The organism is Methanosphaera sp. WGK6, assembly GCF_001729965.1.
Classification (GTDB): Archaea; Methanobacteriota; Methanobacteria; order Methanobacteriales; family Methanobacteriaceae; genus Methanosphaera.
Genome location: NZ_JRWK01000002.1, coordinates 16,525 through 37,395 on the forward strand (window position 1 = coordinate 16,525; position 20,871 = coordinate 37,395).

General features: G+C 28.1%; 21 protein-coding genes and 1 tRNA gene. 15 read left to right on the forward strand and 7 right to left on the reverse strand.

The features are described from left to right. Window positions 1-6: 6 nt before the first annotated feature. From rpoA2 to NL43_RS01165, 9 genes are all read left to right on the forward strand, one after another. Complete coding sequence (rpoA2, locus tag NL43_RS01125) at window positions 7-1,176, forward strand: DNA-directed RNA polymerase subunit A'' (protein WP_069592143.1); 1,170 nt, start codon at window positions 7-9, stop codon at window positions 1,174-1,176. A gap of 10 nt (window positions 1,177-1,186) precedes the next feature. Beyond that, on the forward strand, window positions 1,187-1,483 hold the full coding sequence (locus NL43_RS01130; RefSeq protein ID WP_069592145.1) for a 50S ribosomal protein L30e: 297 nt from the start codon (window positions 1,187-1,189) through the stop codon (window positions 1,481-1,483). A 9-nt stretch (window positions 1,484-1,492) separates the two neighbouring features. Further along, window positions 1,493-1,924, forward strand: a complete 432-nt coding sequence (locus NL43_RS01135; RefSeq protein ID WP_069592147.1) for a NusA-like transcription termination signal-binding factor — start codon at window positions 1,493-1,495, stop codon at window positions 1,922-1,924. A gap of 256 nt (window positions 1,925-2,180) precedes the next feature. Beyond that, window positions 2,181-2,606: a 30S ribosomal protein S12 gene (locus NL43_RS01140; protein WP_011406944.1), complete on the forward strand. Its 426-nt coding sequence runs from the start codon at window positions 2,181-2,183 to the stop codon at window positions 2,604-2,606. Window positions 2,607-2,635: 29 nt separating this feature from the next. Beyond that, window positions 2,636-3,199 (forward strand): 30S ribosomal protein S7, encoded by a 564-nt coding sequence (locus tag NL43_RS01145; protein ID WP_069592149.1) that lies wholly within the window; start codon window positions 2,636-2,638, stop codon window positions 3,197-3,199. A gap of 174 nt (window positions 3,200-3,373) precedes the next feature. After that, a complete protein-coding gene (locus tag NL43_RS01150; RefSeq protein ID WP_069592151.1) occupies window positions 3,374-5,566 on the forward strand; it encodes an elongation factor EF-2 in 2,193 nt (730 codons plus the stop codon). A gap of 385 nt (window positions 5,567-5,951) precedes the next feature. After that, window positions 5,952-7,193 carry a translation elongation factor EF-1 subunit alpha gene (gene tuf / locus NL43_RS01155; RefSeq protein ID WP_069592153.1) on the forward strand — a complete coding sequence of 414 codons (1,242 nt, stop codon included), beginning with the start codon at window positions 5,952-5,954 and terminating at the stop codon, window positions 7,191-7,193. A gap of 180 nt (window positions 7,194-7,373) precedes the next feature. Beyond that, a complete protein-coding gene (gene rpsJ, locus NL43_RS01160; protein ID WP_069592154.1) occupies window positions 7,374-7,682 on the forward strand; it encodes a 30S ribosomal protein S10 in 309 nt (102 codons plus the stop codon). Window positions 7,683-7,772: 90 nt separating this feature from the next. After that, a tRNA-Ser gene (locus tag NL43_RS01165) sits at window positions 7,773-7,855 on the forward strand. A gap of 313 nt (window positions 7,856-8,168) precedes the next feature. On the opposite strand, the gene prf1 is transcribed toward NL43_RS01165, so the two are convergent. Continuing rightward, window positions 8,169-9,404, reverse strand: a complete 1,236-nt coding sequence (gene prf1 / locus NL43_RS01170) for a peptide chain release factor aRF-1 (protein ID WP_069592156.1) — start codon at window positions 9,402-9,404, stop codon at window positions 8,169-8,171. A gap of 418 nt (window positions 9,405-9,822) precedes the next feature. Between prf1 and pyrH the strand changes: the two genes are divergently transcribed. Both pyrH and NL43_RS01180 read left to right on the forward strand, forming a co-directional pair. Continuing rightward, window positions 9,823-10,494, forward strand: a complete 672-nt coding sequence (gene pyrH, locus NL43_RS01175; protein WP_069592158.1) for a UMP kinase — start codon at window positions 9,823-9,825, stop codon at window positions 10,492-10,494. A 16-nt stretch (window positions 10,495-10,510) separates the two neighbouring features. Beyond that, window positions 10,511-10,705 (forward strand): DUF2116 family Zn-ribbon domain-containing protein, encoded by a 195-nt coding sequence (locus NL43_RS01180; RefSeq protein WP_069592160.1) that lies wholly within the window; start codon window positions 10,511-10,513, stop codon window positions 10,703-10,705. A 238-nt stretch (window positions 10,706-10,943) separates the two neighbouring features. On the opposite strand, the gene NL43_RS01185 is transcribed toward NL43_RS01180, so the two are convergent. Beyond that, window positions 10,944-11,879 (reverse strand): transcription initiation factor IIB, encoded by a 936-nt coding sequence (locus tag NL43_RS01185; RefSeq protein ID WP_069592366.1) that lies wholly within the window; start codon window positions 11,877-11,879, stop codon window positions 10,944-10,946. A gap of 271 nt (window positions 11,880-12,150) precedes the next feature. Between NL43_RS01185 and NL43_RS08215 the strand changes: the two genes are divergently transcribed. Further along, window positions 12,151-12,699 (forward strand): hypothetical protein, encoded by a 549-nt coding sequence (locus NL43_RS08215; protein WP_158005533.1) that lies wholly within the window; start codon window positions 12,151-12,153, stop codon window positions 12,697-12,699. Here NL43_RS08215 and NL43_RS08120 read toward each other — a convergent pair. From NL43_RS08120 to NL43_RS01205, 3 genes are all read right to left on the reverse strand, one after another. Further along, complete coding sequence (locus tag NL43_RS08120) at window positions 12,649-12,933, reverse strand: H/ACA ribonucleoprotein complex subunit GAR1 (RefSeq protein ID WP_084790321.1); 285 nt, start codon at window positions 12,931-12,933, stop codon at window positions 12,649-12,651. The genes NL43_RS08215 and NL43_RS08120 overlap by 51 nt on opposite strands. Before the next feature lie 472 nt (window positions 12,934-13,405). Continuing rightward, on the reverse strand, window positions 13,406-14,080 hold the full coding sequence (locus NL43_RS01200) for an RraA family protein (RefSeq protein ID WP_158005534.1): 675 nt from the start codon (window positions 14,078-14,080) through the stop codon (window positions 13,406-13,408). A gap of 80 nt (window positions 14,081-14,160) precedes the next feature. Continuing rightward, the gene (locus NL43_RS01205) at window positions 14,161-14,451 is read right to left on the reverse strand and encodes a DUF211 domain-containing protein (RefSeq protein ID WP_069592167.1); all 291 of its coding nucleotides are present in this window, start codon (window positions 14,449-14,451) and stop codon (window positions 14,161-14,163) included. Window positions 14,452-14,858: 407 nt separating this feature from the next. On the opposite strand from NL43_RS01205, the gene dnaG reads away from it, so the two are divergent. Next, window positions 14,859-16,241 (forward strand): DNA primase DnaG, encoded by a 1,383-nt coding sequence (gene dnaG / locus NL43_RS01210; protein WP_069592367.1) that lies wholly within the window; start codon window positions 14,859-14,861, stop codon window positions 16,239-16,241. An 87-nt stretch (window positions 16,242-16,328) separates the two neighbouring features. Further along, entirely contained in the window at window positions 16,329-17,282 is a 954-nt protein-coding gene (xerA, locus tag NL43_RS01215) for a site-specific tyrosine recombinase/integron integrase (protein WP_069592168.1), read from the forward strand. A 98-nt stretch (window positions 17,283-17,380) separates the two neighbouring features. On the opposite strand, the gene NL43_RS01220 is transcribed toward xerA, so the two are convergent. Further along, window positions 17,381-17,998: a biotin transporter BioY gene (locus tag NL43_RS01220; RefSeq protein ID WP_084790322.1), complete on the reverse strand. Its 618-nt coding sequence runs from the start codon at window positions 17,996-17,998 to the stop codon at window positions 17,381-17,383. 1,229 nt (window positions 17,999-19,227) lie between these two features. On the opposite strand from NL43_RS01220, the gene NL43_RS01225 reads away from it, so the two are divergent. Further along, on the forward strand, window positions 19,228-19,626 hold the full coding sequence (locus NL43_RS01225) for a translation initiation factor IF-5A (protein WP_069592172.1): 399 nt from the start codon (window positions 19,228-19,230) through the stop codon (window positions 19,624-19,626). A gap of 577 nt (window positions 19,627-20,203) precedes the next feature. Here NL43_RS01225 and NL43_RS01230 read toward each other — a convergent pair. Continuing rightward, window positions 20,204-20,698 carry a GyrI-like domain-containing protein gene (locus tag NL43_RS01230; RefSeq protein ID WP_241776193.1) on the reverse strand — a complete coding sequence of 165 codons (495 nt, stop codon included), beginning with the start codon at window positions 20,696-20,698 and terminating at the stop codon, window positions 20,204-20,206. Window positions 20,699-20,871: the final 173 nt, after the last annotated feature.

Genomic DNA, 20,871 nt, shown 5'->3' on the forward strand with positions numbered 1-20,871 from the left:
AATAAAATGGATATAGAACAAGTACAAAAAGTTATCACTGAAAATGGTGCTGATTATTTCCCTATTAAATTGGTTGAAGAAATAGCTCAAGCAAGTGAACGTAATAATTTAACTGATGATGAATTAGTAACATTAGTTCTTCGAGTTAAAGAAGCATATGAACGTGAAGAAGTTGAACCAGGAGAATCTGTAGGAACTATTGCAGCACAATCTGTAGGTGAACCAGGTACTCAGATGACAATGCGTACTTTTCACTATGCAGGGGTAGTAGAATTAAACGTAACTCTTGGGTTACCTCGTCTTATTGAAGTAGTAGATGCTCGTAAGAAAATAGCAACACCTACTATGGATATTTACTTTACAGATGAATATAAAAATGATGAAGACTTCATTCGAAAAATGGGTAATAAAATAGGTAAAATTACATTAAATGATGTAATTAAAAACTTCAATGTAGATTATATGGATAATACCATTACTGCTGAAATTGATATGGACATACTTGATGAACGTCGTCTTGAACTTTCAGAAGTTACAAGTGTAATTGAAAAAACTTTTAAACAGGTAACAATAAATAATAATTTACTGAGTTTTGAAACCACATTTTCTAAAGATGAAGAAAAAATTCAACAAGGTATTCGAGAATTAAGATTACTTGCTGATAAAATCAGAGATCTTCAAATTAGTGGTGTAAAAGGTATTGGTAAAGTAGTTATCCGTCATGAACATAATGAATGGGTAATTCATACAGAAGGTTCTAATATTGGAGCTATTCTTAAAATTGAAGGTGTTGACATAGTCAAAACTACTACAAACGATATCTTTGAGATTGAAAAAGTTCTTGGTATAGAAGCAGCACGTAATGCTATCATACATGAGTTATACACAACCATGGAAGAACAAGGGCTAAGTGTAGATATTAGACATATTATGTTAGTTGCTGATATGATGACTTCTGAAGGTATTGTAAAATCTATTGGAAGACATGGTATTAGTGGAGAAAAATCCAGTGTTCTTGCACGTGCAGCTTTCGAAGAAACTGGAAAACACTTATTAAATGCTAGTATACGTGGAGAAACTGATAAACTCACAGGTATAATTGAGAATGTTATTGTTGGTCAACCAATACCTCATGGAACGGGCTCTGTTGGTGTAGCAATGAAAGATAAAAATTAGGAGGCAGTAAATGGATATAGAAAGAGGGATACGTGTAGCCGTAGATACTGGTAAGGTTATATTAGGATCCAATAAATCAACTCAAGCAATAAAACTTGGAAATGGAGAATTAGTTGTAATTGCAGCAAATGCTCCAAAAGATGTAAAAGCAGATATTGAAGTTTATTCAAAATTATCTGAAATACCAGTGTACACATTTGAAGGTTCTAGTGTAGAACTTGGTTCTATCTGTGGTAAACCATTCACAGTAACAGTTTTAGTAATACAAGAACCTGGAGACTCTAATATATTAGAGATTAAGGAGTAAATAGATACTATGTCCGTCAAGTTTACAACCAATGAAATCAGATATATAGGCTTGTTTGAAACCATAACAAGTGCTGTGGTTAAGGACTGTATCATAGATGACGAACATAATAAAGTTACTTTTTTGGTAAAAAAAGGAGACATGGGATTAGCAATAGGAAAACGTGGAAGTACTATTGGTAAGATGCAAAAATCTGTTGATAAGAGTGTTGAAATTATTGAACATTCTGACGATCCCGGCGAATTTATAAAAAATTTATTATCTTCTGCAACAATTGATTCAATAGAATTTTCTAAAGATGCAAAAGGTAATAAAATCGCTACCTTGAATGTTGACTCAAAGAATAAACGTTCTATCATTGGTAAAAATGGTCAGAATATTCGGCGAGCTAGACAATTTGCTAAAAGACAATTTGAAATTAGTAATATTATCATAAAATAACCATATTTATGATTATCATGTTTAGGAATTAAAAAGTAAAATATTTTCATATATTTTACATCCTAAATTCTTAAAAAAACTCAGTTAATACTAAAAACTATAATGAAAAGTATGTGAATTATTTCACATAGTATTAAAATTAATAATACTATTACTAAAACAACATGTTTTCATCTCGTGTTATATAGGTATAGTGTTTTTAAAAAAACTTTGAATAGAAAAATAAACTTTATAAAGTATAAATGGAGGAATAAATTTGCCAGGATTATTCGCAGCAAAAAAATTAAAAGATAACAGACAAAATTTCCGATGGAAAGACACACAATACAAACGTAAAACCCTCGGATTAAACATTAAAGCAGATCCATTAGAAGGATCACCTCAAGCTAGAGGAATTGTAATTGAAAAAGTAGGTATAGAAGCAAAACAGCCTAACTCTGCAATCAGAAAATGTGTAAGAGTTCAATTAATTAAAAACGGTAAACAAATTACAGCTTTTGCACCAGGTGATGGGGCTATTGGTTTTATCGATGAACACGATGAAGTAATGATTGAAGGAATTGGTGGACCATCAGGTAGGTCTATGGGTGATATTCCTGGAGTAAGATGGAAAGTTACAAAAGTAAACAATGTAGCTTTATCTGAAATGGTAAGTGGTAAAATCGAAAAACCTGTAAGGTAAGTAATTTATTTAAAGGAGATTTAATTAATATGAGCTTCAAATTATTCGACAAATGGGATGTAACCGAAGTTACAGTAGAAGATATGGGATTACAAAATTACGTATGTTTAGATGAAATTGTAGTACCACACACAATGGGACGTCATGTAAAAAGACAATTCGCAAAATCAAAAGTATCAATCGTAGAAAGACTCATGAATAAAATCATGAGAACTGAAAGAAACAGTGGTAAAAAAAATAAAGCATATGCTATTGTAGAAGATGCTTTAGATATAATTAACACAAGAACTAAACAAAATCCTGTACAAATTTTAGTAAAAGCTGTAGAAAACACAGCACCTAGAGAAGAAACAACACGTATAAAATACGGTGGAATAGGTTATCAAATAGCAGTAGATATTGCACCACAAAGAAGAGTAGACCTTTCATTAGGTTTCATTACAAAAGGAGCAATGCAATCTGCATTCAAAAATAAAAAATCAGCAGCACAATGTTTAGCAGATGAAATCTTACTCGCATCCGAAGAAGATTCAAGAAGCTATGCTGTACAGAAAAAAGAAGAAAAAGAAAGAGTAGCAAGATCTGCACACTAGATCTTCATATTTCTTTTTTTTTAAACATTCTAAAGAGTATGATAAATTTTTTATTAAAGAATCTATATTTTCAAGTTTCTTTAATAATTTAATTAAATAATTAAAAAATAATAATTTAAGATTATAAAATAAATTAAGTAAAATTAATTTAATATTAACATTTAGGTGATTTTATTGAGTCGACGAGATCAAATGGTAAAAAAAATCAAAGAGTTGATGTATGAACCAGATTATATCAGAAACATTGGTATAGTAGCACATATTGACCACGGAAAAACAACATTATCAGATAACCTTCTTGCAGCAGCAGGAATGATATCCTCTGAATTAGCTGGAGATCAAAGATTCCTTGATTTTGATGAACAAGAACAAGAAAGAGGAATTACAATTGATGCAGCAAACGTATCTATGGTACACACCTATGAAGATAAAGAATACCTCATCAACCTTATTGATACACCAGGACACGTAGACTTTGGTGGAGATGTAACTCGTGCAATGAGAGCAGTAGATGGTGCTGTAGTAGTTGTATGTGCAGTAGAAGGTATCATGCCTCAAACAGAAACAGTATTAAGACAAGCATTAAAAGAAAATGTAAGACCTGTACTTTTCATTAACAAAGTAGATAGACTTATAAATGAATTAAAACTTGATGATTTAGAATTACAAAACAGATTCGTAAAAATCATTTCTGGAGTAAACAAACTTATTAAAAACATGGCTCCTGAACAATTCAAATCAGAATGGCAAGTTAAAATTGAAGATGGTACTGTAGCATTTGGTTCAGCATACCACAACTGGGCTATCAACGTACCAGAAATGTTAAAAACAAACATTACCTTCAAAGATATTATTCAATACTGTAACGAAGATAACCAAAAAGAATTAGCAAGTAAAATAAAAATCGAAGAAGTAATTCTTGGTATGGTAGTAGAACACTTACCTAGTCCAAAAATTGCACAAGCATACAGAGTACCTAAAATTTGGTCTGGAGACATTGAATCTGTTGAAGGACAAGGTATGATTGAAACTAGTTCAACATCACCATTAGCAGTTATGGTAACTGATGTAAGTATAGATAAACACGCAGGTGAAATCGCAACTGGTCGTGTATATGGTGGATCAATTGAAAAAGGTTCAGAAATCTTCTTCGTAGGTTCAATGAGTAAAGCAAGAACCCAACAAGTTGGAGTATATATGGGTCCTGAAAGAATCAACACAGACTCAGTTCCAGCAGGTAACATTGTAGCAATTACTGGTGCAAGAGGAGCTATTGCAGGGGAAACCATTACCGATGCAGATCACAACATAGCACCATTTGAAAGTTTAGAACACATATCTGAACCAGTAGTAACAGTAGCAGTAGAAGCTAAAAATACAAAAGATTTACCAAAACTTATTGAAGTATTAAGACAAGTTGGTAAAGAAGATCCTACATTAAGAGTAGAAATTAACGAAGAAACTGGTGAACACTTAATTGCAGGTATGGGTGAATTACACTTAGAAGTTATTATCTACAGAATTAATGATAAAGGATTAGAAGTAGAAACATCTGAACCTATTGTAGTATACAGAGAAACAATTGCTGGTACAGCAACAAATGTTGAAGGAAAATCACCTAACAAACATAACAGATTCTACATTGATATTGAACCATTATCTGATGAATTAATGGATGCTATTTCTGAAGGAAAAATCCAAGAAGGAAGAGTAAAAGGTAAAGAAGGAGCTAAAGTCTTCCAAGAATGTGGTCTTGATAAAGATGAAGCTAAAAAAGTATGGGATGTATATAAACACAGTATATTCATCAACAAAACTCGTGGTATCCAATACTTAGATGAAGTTAAAGAATTATTAATGGAAGGATTTGAAAGTGCATTAGATAATGGACCATTAGCAGATGAAAAAGCAATGGGACTTAAAATCAACCTCATAGATGCAAAATTACACGAAGATGCAGTACACAGAGGACCAGCACAAGTATTACCTGCTATAAGAAAAGCAGTATATGGTGCAATAATGTTAGCACAACCAACATTAATGGAACCAATGCAAAAAGTATACATCAGTGTACCTCAAGATTACATGGGTGCAGCAACTCGTGAAGTACAAAACAGAAGAGGACAAATTGTGGAAATGGGTCAAGAAGGAGATATGTCTACAATTGAATCTAAAGTACCTGTATCTGAAATGTTTGGATTTGCTGGAGATATAAGATCCGCAGCAGAAGGACGTTGTATTTGGTCTACTGAAAACTCTGGATTTGAAAGAATTCCTAGAGAATTACAAAATCAAATAGTAAAAGAAATCCGTCAAAGAAAAGGTCTTACTCCTGATCCATATGGACCTGATCACTACTTAGGATAAGTATACTTATTTCAAGTATACTTTTTTTTTAAATAAACTACTATAAAGTATATTAATAAAGAATTATAAATACAATAATTAATAAAAAATAATTTTATATCTAAATCTTATATTGGTTTAGGATATTATTGTAAAATTATTAAATGTAATTAAAGATTATAAAAGAATATATTTTTTACAAGGGAATATAACTATTCCCTGTTATATTTCTTTGTAGTACAGTTAGTACAATATATTTCTTTAATACATTGTTAGAGGACGTTCTCTAGATATTAAAATAAATCTAGCAATCGGCTTGCTAACAAGTATAAATCATACTATTATCTAATAGTTCCTGATTTATAAATTATATTCAAATACATGTTTTAAATATGGAGGATATATAATGGCAAAAGATAAAACACACATGAACTTAGCATTTATTGGTCACGTAGACCACGGAAAATCAACATTAGTAGGACACCTTTTATTATTAGAAGGAGCTATTGCTGAACAACAATTAGATGAAGGAGAAGACAAATTTAGATTTGTAATGGACAAACTCGGAGAAGAAAGAGAAAGAGGAGTAACCATTGACCTTGCTCACGCTAAATTCGAAACACAAAAATACGAATACACAGTAGTAGATTGTCCAGGTCACCGTGACTTTGTTAAAAACATGATTACTGGTGCATCACAAGCAGACGCAGCAGTTCTTGTAGTAGCAGCTAACGATGGTATCATGCCACAAACAAAAGAACACATCTTTTTATCAAGAACTCTCGGTATTAACCAATTAATCATTGCAATTAACAAAATGGATGTAGTAGACTACTCTGAAGATAAATTCAACGAACTCAAAGAAGAATTAGGTAAATTAATCTCTACAGTAGGATTCAAACCTTCAGAAGTTCCTTTCATACCAGTATCTGCATTTGAAGGAGATAACATAACTGAAAAAAGTTCAAACACCTCTTGGTACAAAGGAAACACCTTAGTACAAGAATTAGATGCATTAGATGAACCAGATAAACCAATCGACTTACCTTTAAGATTACCTATTCAAGATGTATACTCAATTACCGGAGTAGGTACAGTACCTGTAGGAAGAGTTGAAACTGGAGTATTACACACTGCAGAAAATATTGCATTTGAACCAGCTGGAGTAACTGGTGAAGTAAAATCTATTGAAATGCACCACGAAATTCTCGATAAAGCAGAACCTGGAGACAATGTTGGATTCAACGTAAGAGGTGTAGGTAAAAACGATATTAAAAGAGGAGACGTTGCTGGTACAACTCAAAACCCACCTAGCGTTGCTAAAGAATTCAAAGCACAAATCGTTGTATTACAACACCCTGGTGTAATGACTGTAGGATACACTCCTGTATTCCACGCACACACTGCACAAGTTGCATGTACTTTCTTATCCTTAGATGTAAAATTAGATCCTGCAACAGGACAACCTAAAGAAGAAAACCCTGACTTCCTTAAAACAGGAGATGCAGCTTTAGTTACCATTAAACCAACAAAACCTATGGTAATTGAAAACATCAAAGAAATCCCTCACATGGGAAGATTCGCTATCCGTGATATGGGTCAAACCGTAGCAGCAGGAATGTGTATTGACATTACTGACGCAAAATAAGTAAATTAATTTTTACTTATTATTTTTTTTCAATCAAAATCGGTTTCCTATAATAACTATTTTTAATAGATTTAATTACTGTTTATTTAAACATGGTTAATGTATATTCATGTGTTATTTGAATATAAATAGTAGTTGTTAGGATTTCGATGGGATATATTTTTATTAGGGAGAATATAAATGAATAAAGCAAGAATTAAATTAACAGGTACAGACCCAGAAAAAATAGCTGATGTATGTAACCAGCTTATTAAAATTGCTGAAAGAACTGGTGTAGATTTATCAGGTCCTATTCCTTTACCAACTAAAAAATTAGTTGTACCAACTAGAAAAAGTCCAGATGGTGAAGGTAAAGCAACATGGGAAAAATGGGAATTAAGAATTCATAAACGTCTTGTAGGAATTGAAGCTGATGAAAGAGCTATGAGACAAGTTATGAAAGTTAATGTTCCTGATAATGTAAGTATAGAAATAGAACTTAAAGCATAATTCACATAATAATGAAAAACTATATAAATTATTATTACTAAATATAGTAATAGATTTTAAATAGTTTTTTTAATTTATTTTTTTACAGATGCCGAGATAGCCTAGCCAGGTAAGGCGCGGGACTTGAGATCCCGTGGAGTTTCTCCTCATGGGTTCAAATCCCATTCTCGGCGTATTTTTACATTAAATTTAATTTTATCTTATTTTTAGAGTTTTTTTTATAGTTTATTTTCCTGTTTTATTTTATTTATTTTTAATATTGTTTTATTTTACATTATTTAATATATATATCATGTAGTTTTTATTTATTTAATTTAAGTATACTTATTTAATTTTAAAATAAGTGTAGTATTATTTTAATCATTTAGTTTATTTTTTATTAAATAATTGTAGTTAGTTTTAATTTAAATTAAGTTAATATCTTGTTTAAAATTAGTATTTTTTATATTTTAAAAAATAGAAAAAGAATGAGGGTGATTATTTTTTTTATTTTACTTTGTATCTGAGAATTCCAGCTATTCCACCAAATGCTTTGTCAAGTTGAGTACCCTCTTCTGTTTCAATTGAAATAACTTCTACACTACTGTTTACTTCTTCTGCTAATTCTATTAATTCTTCAGCTGTTTCTTTAGTTTCTGTAATTTTCATTATTTCATTACATTTAGGACATCTTTTTTCTGGTGGTTCTTGATGTTGTCTTGTTGTAATTACATCTATTGTATTACATGCAGGACAGGTGTATGTTTGTCTTTTGGTTTTAAGATTTTCTGAAATAAGTAGTGTTTCAACAGCACCCATTTGAAGGTTCTGTCTAACTTCTTTTTCACCATATGTTGATAATCCACTTTCAGATATGAGTCCAGTTAGGAATTTTCTCATGAGTTTTTTCTCTTGCATGATATCCATTTCATCAAGAGTATCTGCAGATTCATCAATTACTTCTCTTACTCCAAAATCTCCTGTATATGATGTGTCTACAATGTTGATGATTTTATCATGGATTTCATAGTGAATGTAATCTCCTTCTACAAAATCATTTTTTGTATGTCCTGGTCCTCCAATAAGAACTCCTTTAAGTTCATCTTTCAGGGGGAGGAATGCTTCATCAACATGTCTTCCTATACGTTTAAGGAATTCATGTGCTGCAAGTTCAATAACACGATCAAATCTTCTTTGTGACTGACCTCCTGCTTTATGTTTTCCAGGTACTCCACTTGTTAGATGTTTTAAAATATCAATTCTTTTTCCTCTTAAAACAGCAATTGTAGATTCTTTACGGTCAAGTACCACTACACCATATACTTCTTTATATTCAATAATTTGTCTTAATGGTTCTATGTAAAATTGACTGTCACAGTGGTATATGTATGTTTGTACTGTTTCAGGGGGTTGAAATACATATGTTTCCATTTTTTCTGTTCCTGGACCACCCTTTGGAATCATTCCTACAAATATTATTAATCCTTTTTCAGGTGCTTTTGGGAATAATTTCAATCGTTGTATAATAACTTCTATTGCAGATTGTACATTTTTTCTGGTTTGTTTACTTTTAATATTAGAACTTTGTCCAATTTCATCAACCATTTGTTTTCTAACATCACTTATCTGTTTTTCTGGTGGTATATATACACTTACAAGTTCTGTTCCTCTGCCTTTTTTATTTTCTAATTCTTTCAGAGTTTTTTTAACTTCATACATTTCTTTTGATGATACTTCACTCATTTTATCTAATTCCTTTAGTTAAATTAATGATTATATTAAATTAATGTAATTTTACTGGAATTATAAGAATACTGCTATTAATAGGGTGGTTATTCTCATGTGTATTCTTATGATTTGTTATATTTTCATTTTAATCGTAACCTATTTTTTTTGATTACATTTAATAATCCAATAAATTATTAGTATTTTATAAAATAATTAGTGTATTTTTTTAATATTCTTTTTGACACTGTTATTATATTTATGCCTTATCTTATTTTATTATTATGTTTTAAGTAACTCTTTTATTTTTAATTTTTTAGAGATAAATATAAGAATAATTTTAAAGAAATATATTAATAGTTAAATTATTAATTAAACTATTTTTATCAATATATTTAAATTAGTTTATAATATAAATTTTAGGAGAAGAGTATTAATGCGTATAGTAATTACAATTGGTGGTTCAATCCTACTTAAAGAATATGATAATAAAAAATTTGAAGCATATGCTGAAGTAATTAAAGAAATTAATGAAGAACATGAAATTTTCATAGTAGTAGGAGGAGGAAGACCTGCTCGTGACTATATAAGTGTAGTTAGGGATATGGGTGAAACAGAATCCATATGTGATGAAATAGGAATTGAAGTTACAAGAATAAATGCTAGATTATTACAACTAGCTCTAAAAGATGTATCTTATCCAGCAATACCGGTAAATTTCCAACAAGCACTTGAATACTCAGCTACTAATAAAATTGTAATAATGGGTGGAACTGAACCAGCACACAGTACTGATGCAGTAGGTAGTATATTGGCTGAGTATGTGGGAGCTGATTTAGTAATTAATGCTACAAGTGTTGATGGATTATATGATAAGGATCCTAATAAATTTGATGATGCAAAAATGTTTACAGAAGTAACTGCTGATAAACTAATGGAAATTGTATCAGATAATGATACAAAAGCAGGAACTTATGAATTCATTGATAAAACAGCAATTCAAATTATTAAACGTTCTGGAATAAAAACAGTAATTGTAAATGGAAATAATCCTGATAATGTGAAAACAGCAATAAATGAACCAATAGGTACACTCATAACAGAATAAAACAGGAGGTAGTATTATGGTAGTAGAAGCACATAGGCATTGTGCAATTTGTGGAAAACCAATTCCAATGACTGAGTCATTTTGTTCTGATAAATGTCAAGAACAATATCAGCTTAAACAAGAACAAGTTGCAAAACAAAGAAAAATATTATATGCAGTAGTACTTTTATTTGTAATTATATGGGCTGTAATGGTATTTAAACCATTCTGAATCCATATCTTTTTTTTTTAATAATTAATTATTAATTTTATCATAACTCTTTTTAAATCATCGTGGGATAATTTATTATTTTTTTGTTTATGGGTAGCAGTCAAAATTCAAAAATTACTTTTGATAAGTGTGAATAATGCTTCAATTGTAAAATAAAGAAAATTTCAAATTAATAAATTATATTTTTTGATAAATACTTGTTTTAAAAAAATAATAAAAGAAGGTTATTTTTAGTTAATTATAAGTTTACACCCATATCTAACTGTTCTGTTAGTTCTTTGTATCTGTTTCTTATAGTTACTTCAGTTACGCCAGCAATATCTGCAACATCCCGTTGAGTTTTTCTTTCATCAAGAATTACACTTGCAATATATAATGCAGCAGCAGCTACTCCGGTAGAACCTCTACCACTGGTTAAACCATTTTCCATTGCTTGATTAATGATTTCTATAGCTTTTGATTGAACAATTCCTGAAAGATTTAATTCACTAGCAAATCGAGGAACGTAATCAATTGGTGAAGTTGGAGGTAATCTTATGTGTAATTCTCTTGTTAAGAATCTGTAAGTTCTACCTACTTCTTTTTTACTTACACGAGACACGTCTGCTATTTCATCAAGTGTTCTTGGAACTTTACATCTTCTGCATGCAGCATATAATGAAGCAGCTACTACTCCTTCAATACTTCTTCCACGTATGAGTTTATTTTCCACTGCATTTCTATATACTACTGATGCAGATTCACGTACTGATCTTGGTAATCCTAGTCTTGAAGAGTCACGGTCAAGTTCACTTAGTGCAAATGCTAAGTTTCTTTCTGTTGCACCACTGATTCTTATTTTTCTTTGCCATTTTCTTAATCTGTACCATTGTGCACGATTTCTAGCAGGTATGTCTCTTCCATAGATATCTTTGTTACGCCAATCAATCATGGTTGATAAACCTTTATCGTGGATGGTGTATGTAATTGGAGCTCCTACTCTTGTTCTTTTGTCTCGTTGTTCGTGATCAAATGCTCTCCATTCTGGACCCATGTCTACAATATTATCATCAATTACAAGACCACAAGCACCACAGACAACTTCTCCACGTTCATGGTCATTAATTAATTTAGTTGATCCACATTCAGGACATTTTGTTTCTTTTTTCTCCATTTCAGCAACGTCTTCTTTCATTTGTTCTTTTTCACTTATGCCGTTGCTATTTTCAAATTCTTTTTCTAGTTCTTCAGAATCGGTGGTATCTATTTTAATGATTTCTTCTACATCTAAATCAGAATTTGACATTAATTCAATATCTGAATCTTCAGGTATTATAATATCTGCTTCACTCATTGGATCTGAAATAATTAAATCATTAAGTTCTGAATCTGTATTGGTGTCGTCATTAGAGTTATCTTTATCATCTTTGAAGTTGTCCATTATTTCAAGTAATGGGTTTGGTTTTTTGGTTGTTTCTTTTTTAGTTGAAGTTTTTTCTTCTTCATTTTCTGTTTTGTTTTTCTTTGGTCTTCCTGGTTTTCTTTTTGGTTTTGTACTTGTGGTATTGGTACTATTTTCTGTTTTGTTTTTCTTTGGTCTTCCTGGTTTTCTTTTTGGTTTTTCTGGAGTTTCTGTTGTTTCTTTTTTTGGTCTTCCTGGTTTTCGTTTGCTTTCTTTTTCTACTGTTTTTTTGTTTTTACTTTTTGGTGGTCTTCCAGGACCTCTTTTTTTAGGGGGTTCTTGTTTTTCAATAATTGTAGTGGTATGTTTTTCATTGTCTTCAATTTTTTCTTCAGTTTTCTTTGTTTTACGTGGTCTTCCTGGTTTTCTTTTTGGTTTTGTTGTTTTTTTATTTTCTGTTTCGTTATTAATTAGTTCTTTGGTTGTTTTTTCTTCAGTTTTTGTTTTTTGTTTTTATCGTTTTTTAAGGTTTTACGTGGTCTTCCGTATCTCCTTTTTCGTTTTAGTATGCTTGCCGTCGTTTCATCCTCCTTCTATTATTTTTTGGTGGTAAATATACTGTGTCACCTGGTTTGGCTTTTTTGAATTTATTGTTTGTTTTGATTGATATGTATGGTTTTTTAGTTGATCCAAATATGTCACTAATTTTACCAATTGGTTTTTGTTGTTTATTTACTAGTGTTGAACCAAGACGAGGCGTTTGTTTAGAGGGTACAATAAGCTTGTTTGTACTTGTGATATGGCTTATTATACCAATTTTTTTTAGTTTTTGATTCTTTTTTGACATTTTTCTGTTATTGAGGAATAATATTAATTTTAATTAATTAAATATGTTTTTTCATGTTCTTTTTGAATTAAATGTAGTATTTGATTTTAAAATTAGTTGTTATAGTATTATGTTTTTTGGGAGTGCATTGGTTTTTTATTGTTTTGAAATATTTTATTCGATTTATAAAATATATTTTATTCCTATTTTTTTTATTATATTTTGTATGTTTTATTTATAGTTATCTATAAATTATAATTATAATTTTAATTGTTTTAATATTTATACTTTTGGATAGATTTATATATACTTTTTTAATTTTTATGATTATTTTTTTAAATAATATTATTTCTTCAAATAATTTATAAAAATTTTTTTAAGTATTTTTATACTTTTTTTAAAGTTTTAAATAGTTTTTAAGGGATATATTTTGTAAATAAAATTTATTTTTTTTTAAAAAAAAGAAAAGGGGCTTATTTGATTATTTCTATTTTTATTTAATTTTTAAGATGGAATCTAAGTTTTCATTATTTTCTTCGATTCGTTTTAAACATTCTGATTCGAATTTTTTAATATTAGTTACTTCTTCAAGTACTTCTTCTAATTTTTCTTGTGGAATTATAACAACACCATCTCTATCACCTACAAGAATATCTCCAGTTATAATAGGTATATTTTCAATAATTAAACGTTCATTAATGGTACCCTTATTTGAGGGGAATCCTGCTCTTGATTTTATATCTTTAGAAAATACAGGATAATCTAATTTAATAATATCTTCCGTATCTCTTGTTGTTCCATAGATTACAGTAGCTTTTAAACCATGTGTTTGTGCTGCTTTAGAAGCCATTTCACCCCAAACAGCATAATCTAAGTCAGAACATTTTATAAGTAATATTTCATGGGGTTGTGAATCATATATTGCTTTAATACAGGTTCCCCAGTCTTTAGAATTAGTTTCTGCAGTTCTAATTTTTCCTACTATTTTAAAAGAAGATTTGATAGGTTTAACGTCTGTTAGAATATTATTTGTTCCATATAAATTTTTCATAGCATCGGATATTGTATCAGTACTTGCTTTTTCAAGTATATTTTCTAAATTTATTTTTTGGGGTTGTTTTTTGTTAAAATGTAATATATTTTTGGGTGTTATTTTTCCAGCTGACATTTTTTTTTCATCTCTAAAAAGTATAACTTTCATTTCTATAAAAAAATAAATAAAAAAAGGTGGTTATTATTAAAATTAATTTAATCTTGGTGTGTTGTTACTTCTTCAACTAATTTACGACCTGCAACAACTTCATCTACACTATGGATAGATGCACCGTAATGTTCTACAGCTTCTTTAATTTTTTCGTAATTAAGGTCGTTTCCTTCCATAGTTATTTTAATGTTTTCTGTATCTTTATCAATTTCAATTAATGTTATATTTACTCCATCTACACCCTCAAGACCACTTAAATAGATAGCAAATGAAGGTAATGATGGGGAATGTGGTTTTAATATGTCTAAAACTACTCTAATTAATGAATTTTCCATTTCTAATAAATCCTCCGATTTAAAATAATCATTGTATATAGTTATTTGTTTTTTGTTTAACATATATTCTTTTGTTATTTTTATTACATATTATTTAATTACCATAAGTATATTATAATGTTTTAAATATAGTATTATATGTATATTGATATAACGAAGTAGTAGTTATTGAGATATATTATATTAATATTATAAAATATAATTTAATAGAAAATTTAATTATTAAAATTGTCTATTAATATATTAAACTAATTTAAAACTGTTAAAATTATTTAACAAAATTATATATAAAGTATTAAATAATTCATCAACTTCGCTTAACCTGATTAATAACTATAAATTTAATAAAAGGCGATTAAATGACACATAAAAATGCCAAGTATCATGATGATGAAGATTATTATTACATGGTAAAAGATGAAATTACAACTACAAAATATTTAATACACTCACAAATTAATGCTAAAGGATTTGTAGAAAAACCTGATGTAGTAGGTGCAATATTCGGACAAACAGAAGGTCTACTAAGTGATAGTCTTGATTTACGAGAATTACAAAAAACTGGTAGAATTGGACGAATTAAGGTAGATATGACAAATAAATCAGGAAGAACAAAAGGTGAAATAATAATACCATCTAGTTTGGATAGAATAGAAACAACAATTTTAGCAGCATCACTAGAAACAATTAATAGAGTAGGACCTTGTGAAGCAAGTCTTAGAATAACAAAAATTGAAGATGTACGTGCTGTTAAAAGAAGAACTATTGTAGAAAGAGCAAAAGAATTATATCAAAACATGATGGAAGACTTTACACCAGAAAGTTCACGAATGATTGAAGAAGTTAAAGAATCAATTAGAATTCCTGAAATAATAGAATATGGTGAAGATCAATTACCTGCAGGCCCCAATACTCCAACATCTGATGCAATACTAATTGTAGAAGGAAGATCTGATGTATTAAACTTATTAAAATATGGAATTAAAAATACCATTGCAGTAGAAGGAGTAAATGTACCTAAAACAGTGGCAGATTTAACAAAAGAAAGAACTGTTACAGCGTTTTTAGATGGTGATAGGGGTGGAGACTTAATATTGAAAGAATTACTCCAAATTGGGGATATTGATTATGTAACTAGAGCGCCACGAGGTCAAGAAGTAGAATACTTGGATAAAGACCAAGTAATATATGCCTTAAAAAATAAAACTTCCGTTGATAAAATAAATAGTCATGCAAACTATAATCATAATCAACATAGGTATCATAATAAACCAAAAACATACAATAACAATTCAAATTCCCTCAATGGTTCAAAAACACATGGATTAAAACAAGTAGAATCTATATATAAACAAGATTATAAAAAACAGGTATTTAACAAACAAGAAAAACAAGAAATTTCCAAATATTCTGAGGAAAAAAATAAGAACAAAGATAAAACACAAGATAATAATATAATCAAAAAACAATCATCAGAAATTATTTCACAAGAAAAAGAAGAAGAACCAAAAACTGAAAACAAGTATAAAAAAATACTAAATGAACTTTCTGGAACAAATAATGGTAGATTATTTGATATGAACTTTAATTTAATTAAAGAAGTAGCAGTTGGAGAACTATTCAATGAAATAAAAAGTATAAATGATGATATTAAAACAGTAATATTTGATGGAATTATAAGTCAACGATTAGTTGACTTAGCTAAAGAAAAAAATATTGAATGTTTAGTAGCAGTAAAAATGAGTGAAGTTGTAAAAAAACCAGAAACCATTAAAATTATAATAAAATAATTTTTTTTAGAAGAATAATATTATTTTATTCTTCTAATATTTTTTCAAATATTATTTGACAATAAAAACTTAAAGGAGTATCATACTATGACATCAGAATATCTTGAAGAAATAGAATTTGAGTACCAATTAGAAGATTATATTTTAGAATTAGATATACAAAGTTATTCTGCAAATACATTAAAAACATATAAATCTATATTAAATAATTTTCATAACTTTTTATTGTCTGAAAAAAGAATTAAAGATGAAAAAGGTATCTTACGTTCTTTTAAAAAATATTTACAACATTTAAAAAGAGATAAAGAAGTATCTCAGAATTATCTTTATCTAGTAACAGTAGTTTTAAAAAAATTCTTTGAATTTGCAGAAATACCTATTTATGATGAAATTAAAGCACCAAAGAGAACAAAATCATTACCTAAATCATTAAATGAACAAGAAGTTTATGATTTAATTCATGCTAAGGATAATGAGTATGATCCTGAAAAATCAAATCCTCAAAATATCACGAGACTACGAAACAAACTAATATTAACCTTATTATATTCAACTGGACTACGTGTATCTGAATTAATAAAACTTAAAATAAGGACAATTGATGAAAAAGAACGAACTATTAGGGTTAGAGGAAAAGGAGAAAAGGATAGGATTGTAATCTTTGATGATAATACATTATATTTAATACATGAATATCTAGATAAACGAGGAGTAGAAAATGAATATCTTTTTGTAAGTCAAAAAAATCATACATTAAGTTCTAGATACATACAATTAATGATTAAGGATTATGCGAAAGCAGCAGGAATTACAAAAAAAGTAACACCTCACATATTAAGACACTCATTTGCAACACACTTACTTAAAAATGGTGTGGATATACGAGCAATTCAACAATTACTGGGACATAGTAATCTTAGTACTACTCAAATTTATACTAGTGTAGATATGCATACTCTTAAAAATGTTTACGATGATGCCTGGTTAAATAGAGAAAATAATGTACGTAAATCCCCACAAATAGATAGTGCTATTAATTAAGTAACTATTTTTTTAGCTTTTTTTTAATAATTCTTTTCTAAAACTATTCTAAATAAGTAAAGTATAGTAAATTCAAAATAAAAAAAATATTAGAAGATTTATTCTTCTTTTGGTAAAATGGATGTAGATATGCTGGATGCAAGTGCAATTTTGAGTAAATCTCCTATTATAAATGGAACAAGTCCAGTTAATAATAATTGACTTATTGTTAAAATTTTACCAGTACTTGCCATAAATGTGTATAAACCTACTAAACCAGGTATGTAAATCATAACAAAGTTTGCAAGTAACATTAATATGACTGTTTGAATAGGTTTTCTTGAAGTTGAAACATGATCAAACATGTACCCAAGGAATGTAGCAGCAAAAATAAATCCTACTATATATCCTCCACTAGCTGAGAAAATCCATGCTAAACCATGTTCCATGTTTGTAAACCAGGGCATTCCAATAATACCTAATACTGCATATAGTAACATACTAAATCCACCCCATTTTTCACCAAGGAATGAACCTGCAAGTAATACTGCAAATGTTTGGAATGTAATAAGAACAGGACTCCATGGTATTGCAATAGAAACTTGTGCAAGAAGTCCAGTAAAACATGCTACTAGGAATGATAAACCTACCATTGTAATAGTATTAGCATTATTTCTCCAATTATACCATGAAACTTGCATTTCATGAATTTTATTAATATTACTGTTTATTGACATAAACGAATTACCTCTTGTTGTTTATAATATTTTAATTAAATTATTAATTCTTGAATTTTTATAAATTTGAATAAATGTTATTGTAATTCTTTCAACAATTACCATTATATATATTGCATTTTGTAGTATATAAACTATAACTACAAGGGGGCTCTGTCAAAAATTAGGTAGTTTTAGTATGAAGGAAAGTTTACACTTGAAATGATTCAACTTCATTTTTTTTCATAGAATTCGTATGAAAATTTTCATTATAATCATTTTATTTTATTTAAAAATTAGTTTTTAAGGTTATTTTTGTATAATGTTCTTTTATAATTTACATTGGAAATAGTTCTCTTCTAATTTTTATTAAAATTAGAAAATAAAATAGTAAAATTAATATAAGAAGATAATCTTATATTTAAACATGATAATAACTAAACAAAGCTTCTCTAATAATATATTGTCGATGAACAATTTAAACTTCATGATTTTTTTGAAGAATTAAATAAAAATAGTTTTTCATACACTTATTTTACAATATAGATCATTTTATCATAAAAAAGTAATTCAAATATTTTATAAAGAAATTACATTATTTAAACAAGAACATGTTTTTTATCTAGAATATTTATTAAAATTATTAAAAATGGATTTACTACAAAAAATTTAATCTTATTAAAGAAAAGAAAAGAAAAATGTAAAATTCAAGATATGGATGTAAACATTGTGGTAAAGAATTTAACACAGATTTAACCGGACTTGTTGATGAAAATAAAAACATAACTAAATCAGTACTTGAAAAAATACTAAAATTATTTGTAATACATTGATTTAGCACTTATCTAACTTAACATATGCACTTGAAAATAAAAATATAGAAAAAATAAGTAATAAAATAGAAAAATATGTTCCAAAAACTATTTCCAAAACACATAAAAAGAAGAATGAAATCACGAAAAGGAATTTTAAGTAGATTTCAACTGAGAATTAATTATTGGGAAGAAAAATATGAAATAAAATAACGACCCATATAATTTTTGACAGAGCCTTGATTATTTAGAAACTTATATTAATTAGATTAAATATAAATTATATCATATCTATATTGTATATGAATATACAATTGAATTTTTTTAATATGATTAATACTTATAATAAAGTAACTGATTGTTCTATTGTTTATTGATTATAATTTAGGACAATATTGGATTTAAATCATAAAAATATATTTTTTCGAGGGAAATTTAATGGCAACAAAAGTAGCAGAAATTAAAACTTTAAAACAAGGAAAATACTTAGTATTAGATGGAGAAGCTTCAAAAATTATCAGTTTATCAACATCATCTCCAGGTAAACACGGAGCTGCAAAAGCTCGTATTGAAGCAGTAGGTTTATTTGATGGACAAAAAAGAAGTTTAGTAAAACCTGTAAATGCAAAAGTAGATATACCTATTATTGATAAAAGAGCAGGACAAGTTATTGCTTTAATGGGTTCAGAAGTACAATTAATGGATTTAGAAACCTATGAAACAATAGATTTACCTATACCTGAAGAATTAAAAGATGAAATTGTTGAAGGTAGAGAAGTAGAATATATTGAAGCTTTAGGAAATATGAAAATTATGAGAACTAAAGGAGGAAACTAATTTTTTTTCCTTTATTTTTCATTTTTAATAAAAAAACTTTTTTCTCAGTAAATGAATAATATTCTTTTTTTAATATGTGGAAAGGTATATAGTTTCACATGATATTTTAAAATAAATTTAAATAATTTTTATAAATTATATTAGCAGAATAAGTCTTATTTTTTTAATATTTTATTATTATAATTAATGATAAATAACCCATTTTTTTATATATGAGTATTAACAAAATATATAATTAGTTAATTAGCTATATAAGAATGAAATAGTATTTAAAGTTTAATAGAGAAAAACTCTCAAATAGTTTAATTAAAAGATATAGTATAATTTTCAAAATTTTTTTTAATAAAAGAGGATTGGAAATTTTTTATAATTTTAAATACTTTTAACATTCTTTTCAAAAGGGAAAAATCTACACAATTTGAACCCTGAGCTTTAATTGAAAATAGCTAATAATTAAATAGAATTGAATAAAAGTTCTATTAATACTACATAATTTTTTTCATTATTTTTGTTAAAGAAGTATATTTTTTTAAAAACTAATTTTATATTCAAATTCAATCTAAAAAATTAAGGGAATTTAGTCCCGTTTTGGACCCATATAAATTACGGGTAATTGTACTTCAGTTTCTGTTTCTTCTACAGGTGTATCGGGGTCTGCAGGGATATATATTTCAGTTATGGGACCAACAATATCGTACTGATTTTTTATAGAATAATCAACTATTGCTTTTATAGTTTTATCAAAGTTTTTATGGGATCCTTTATGTCTAGCTGCAAGGACTGTATGTTCTGCTACTTCCTTTAAACCTAATTTTCCTATACGTCCTGCTGGTTTTCCATCATTATAAAAATCTTTTATAGGCATACCTACTTCAAATATTTGGTCTGTTTCTGCATGTTCTTCAAGGTCATTATCATAGGATCCATATGGAAAGCCTATAGCTTCAAATTTATTTTCTGCAATTAAATCACCTACTTCTTTGATAAATTCAGGTAATTTGCTAAAACTATCTATATGTGGAACATAAGCTACTTTTTGGTCTGGAATTTTTTTTTCTATTACTTCTATCATTTTTATTCATTGCTCCTATTATGTAATTATATGTTATTTTTTTTATTTTGTATTTACTGTACATGCTTATATTGTTTTTTATAATTTATAAATAATATATTGTTTTTTGAGAATTGATATTTTTCATTCAATATTATACTCTATTTATATTAAAAAAATCTTTTATTAAATTA

Bases quoted from the DNA above. Each gene is read 5' to 3' on its own strand.
- rpoA2 (WP_069592143.1), top strand. From the start codon at position 7: ATGGATATAGAACAAGTACAAAAAGTTATCACTGAAAATGGTGCTGAT.
- NL43_RS01130 (WP_069592145.1), top strand. From the start codon at position 1,187: ATGGATATAGAAAGAGGGATACGTGTAGCCGTAGATACTGGTAAGGTT.
- NL43_RS01135 (WP_069592147.1), top strand. From the start codon at position 1,493: ATGTCCGTCAAGTTTACAACCAATGAAATCAGATATATAGGCTTGTTT.
- NL43_RS01145 (WP_069592149.1), top strand. From the start codon at position 2,636: ATGAGCTTCAAATTATTCGACAAATGGGATGTAACCGAAGTTACAGTA.
- tuf (WP_069592153.1), top strand. From the start codon at position 5,952: ATGGCAAAAGATAAAACACACATGAACTTAGCATTTATTGGTCACGTA.
- rpsJ (WP_069592154.1), top strand. From the start codon at position 7,374: ATGAATAAAGCAAGAATTAAATTAACAGGTACAGACCCAGAAAAAATA.
- prf1 (WP_069592156.1), bottom strand. From the start codon at position 9,404: ATGAGTGAAGTATCATCAAAAGAAATGTATGAAGTTAAAAAAACTCTG.
- pyrH (WP_069592158.1), top strand. From the start codon at position 9,823: ATGCGTATAGTAATTACAATTGGTGGTTCAATCCTACTTAAAGAATAT.
- NL43_RS01180 (WP_069592160.1), top strand. From the start codon at position 10,511: ATGGTAGTAGAAGCACATAGGCATTGTGCAATTTGTGGAAAACCAATT.
- NL43_RS01185 (WP_069592366.1), bottom strand. From the start codon at position 11,879: ATGAAAGAAGACGTTGCTGAAATGGAGAAAAAAGAAACAAAATGTCCT.
- NL43_RS08120 (WP_084790321.1), bottom strand. From the start codon at position 12,933: ATGTCAAAAAAGAATCAAAAACTAAAAAAAATTGGTATAATAAGCCAT.
- NL43_RS01200 (WP_158005534.1), bottom strand. From the start codon at position 14,080: ATGTCAGCTGGAAAAATAACACCCAAAAATATATTACATTTTAACAAA.
- NL43_RS01205 (WP_069592167.1), bottom strand. From the start codon at position 14,451: ATGGAAAATTCATTAATTAGAGTAGTTTTAGACATATTAAAACCACAT.
- dnaG (WP_069592367.1), top strand. From the start codon at position 14,859: ATGGTAAAAGATGAAATTACAACTACAAAATATTTAATACACTCACAA.
- xerA (WP_069592168.1), top strand. From the start codon at position 16,329: ATGACATCAGAATATCTTGAAGAAATAGAATTTGAGTACCAATTAGAA.
- NL43_RS01220 (WP_084790322.1), bottom strand. From the start codon at position 17,998: ATGTCAATAAACAGTAATATTAATAAAATTCATGAAATGCAAGTTTCA.
- NL43_RS01225 (WP_069592172.1), top strand. From the start codon at position 19,228: ATGGCAACAAAAGTAGCAGAAATTAAAACTTTAAAACAAGGAAAATAC.
- NL43_RS01230 (WP_241776193.1), bottom strand. From the start codon at position 20,698: ATGATAGAAGTAATAGAAAAAAAAATTCCAGACCAAAAAGTAGCTTAT.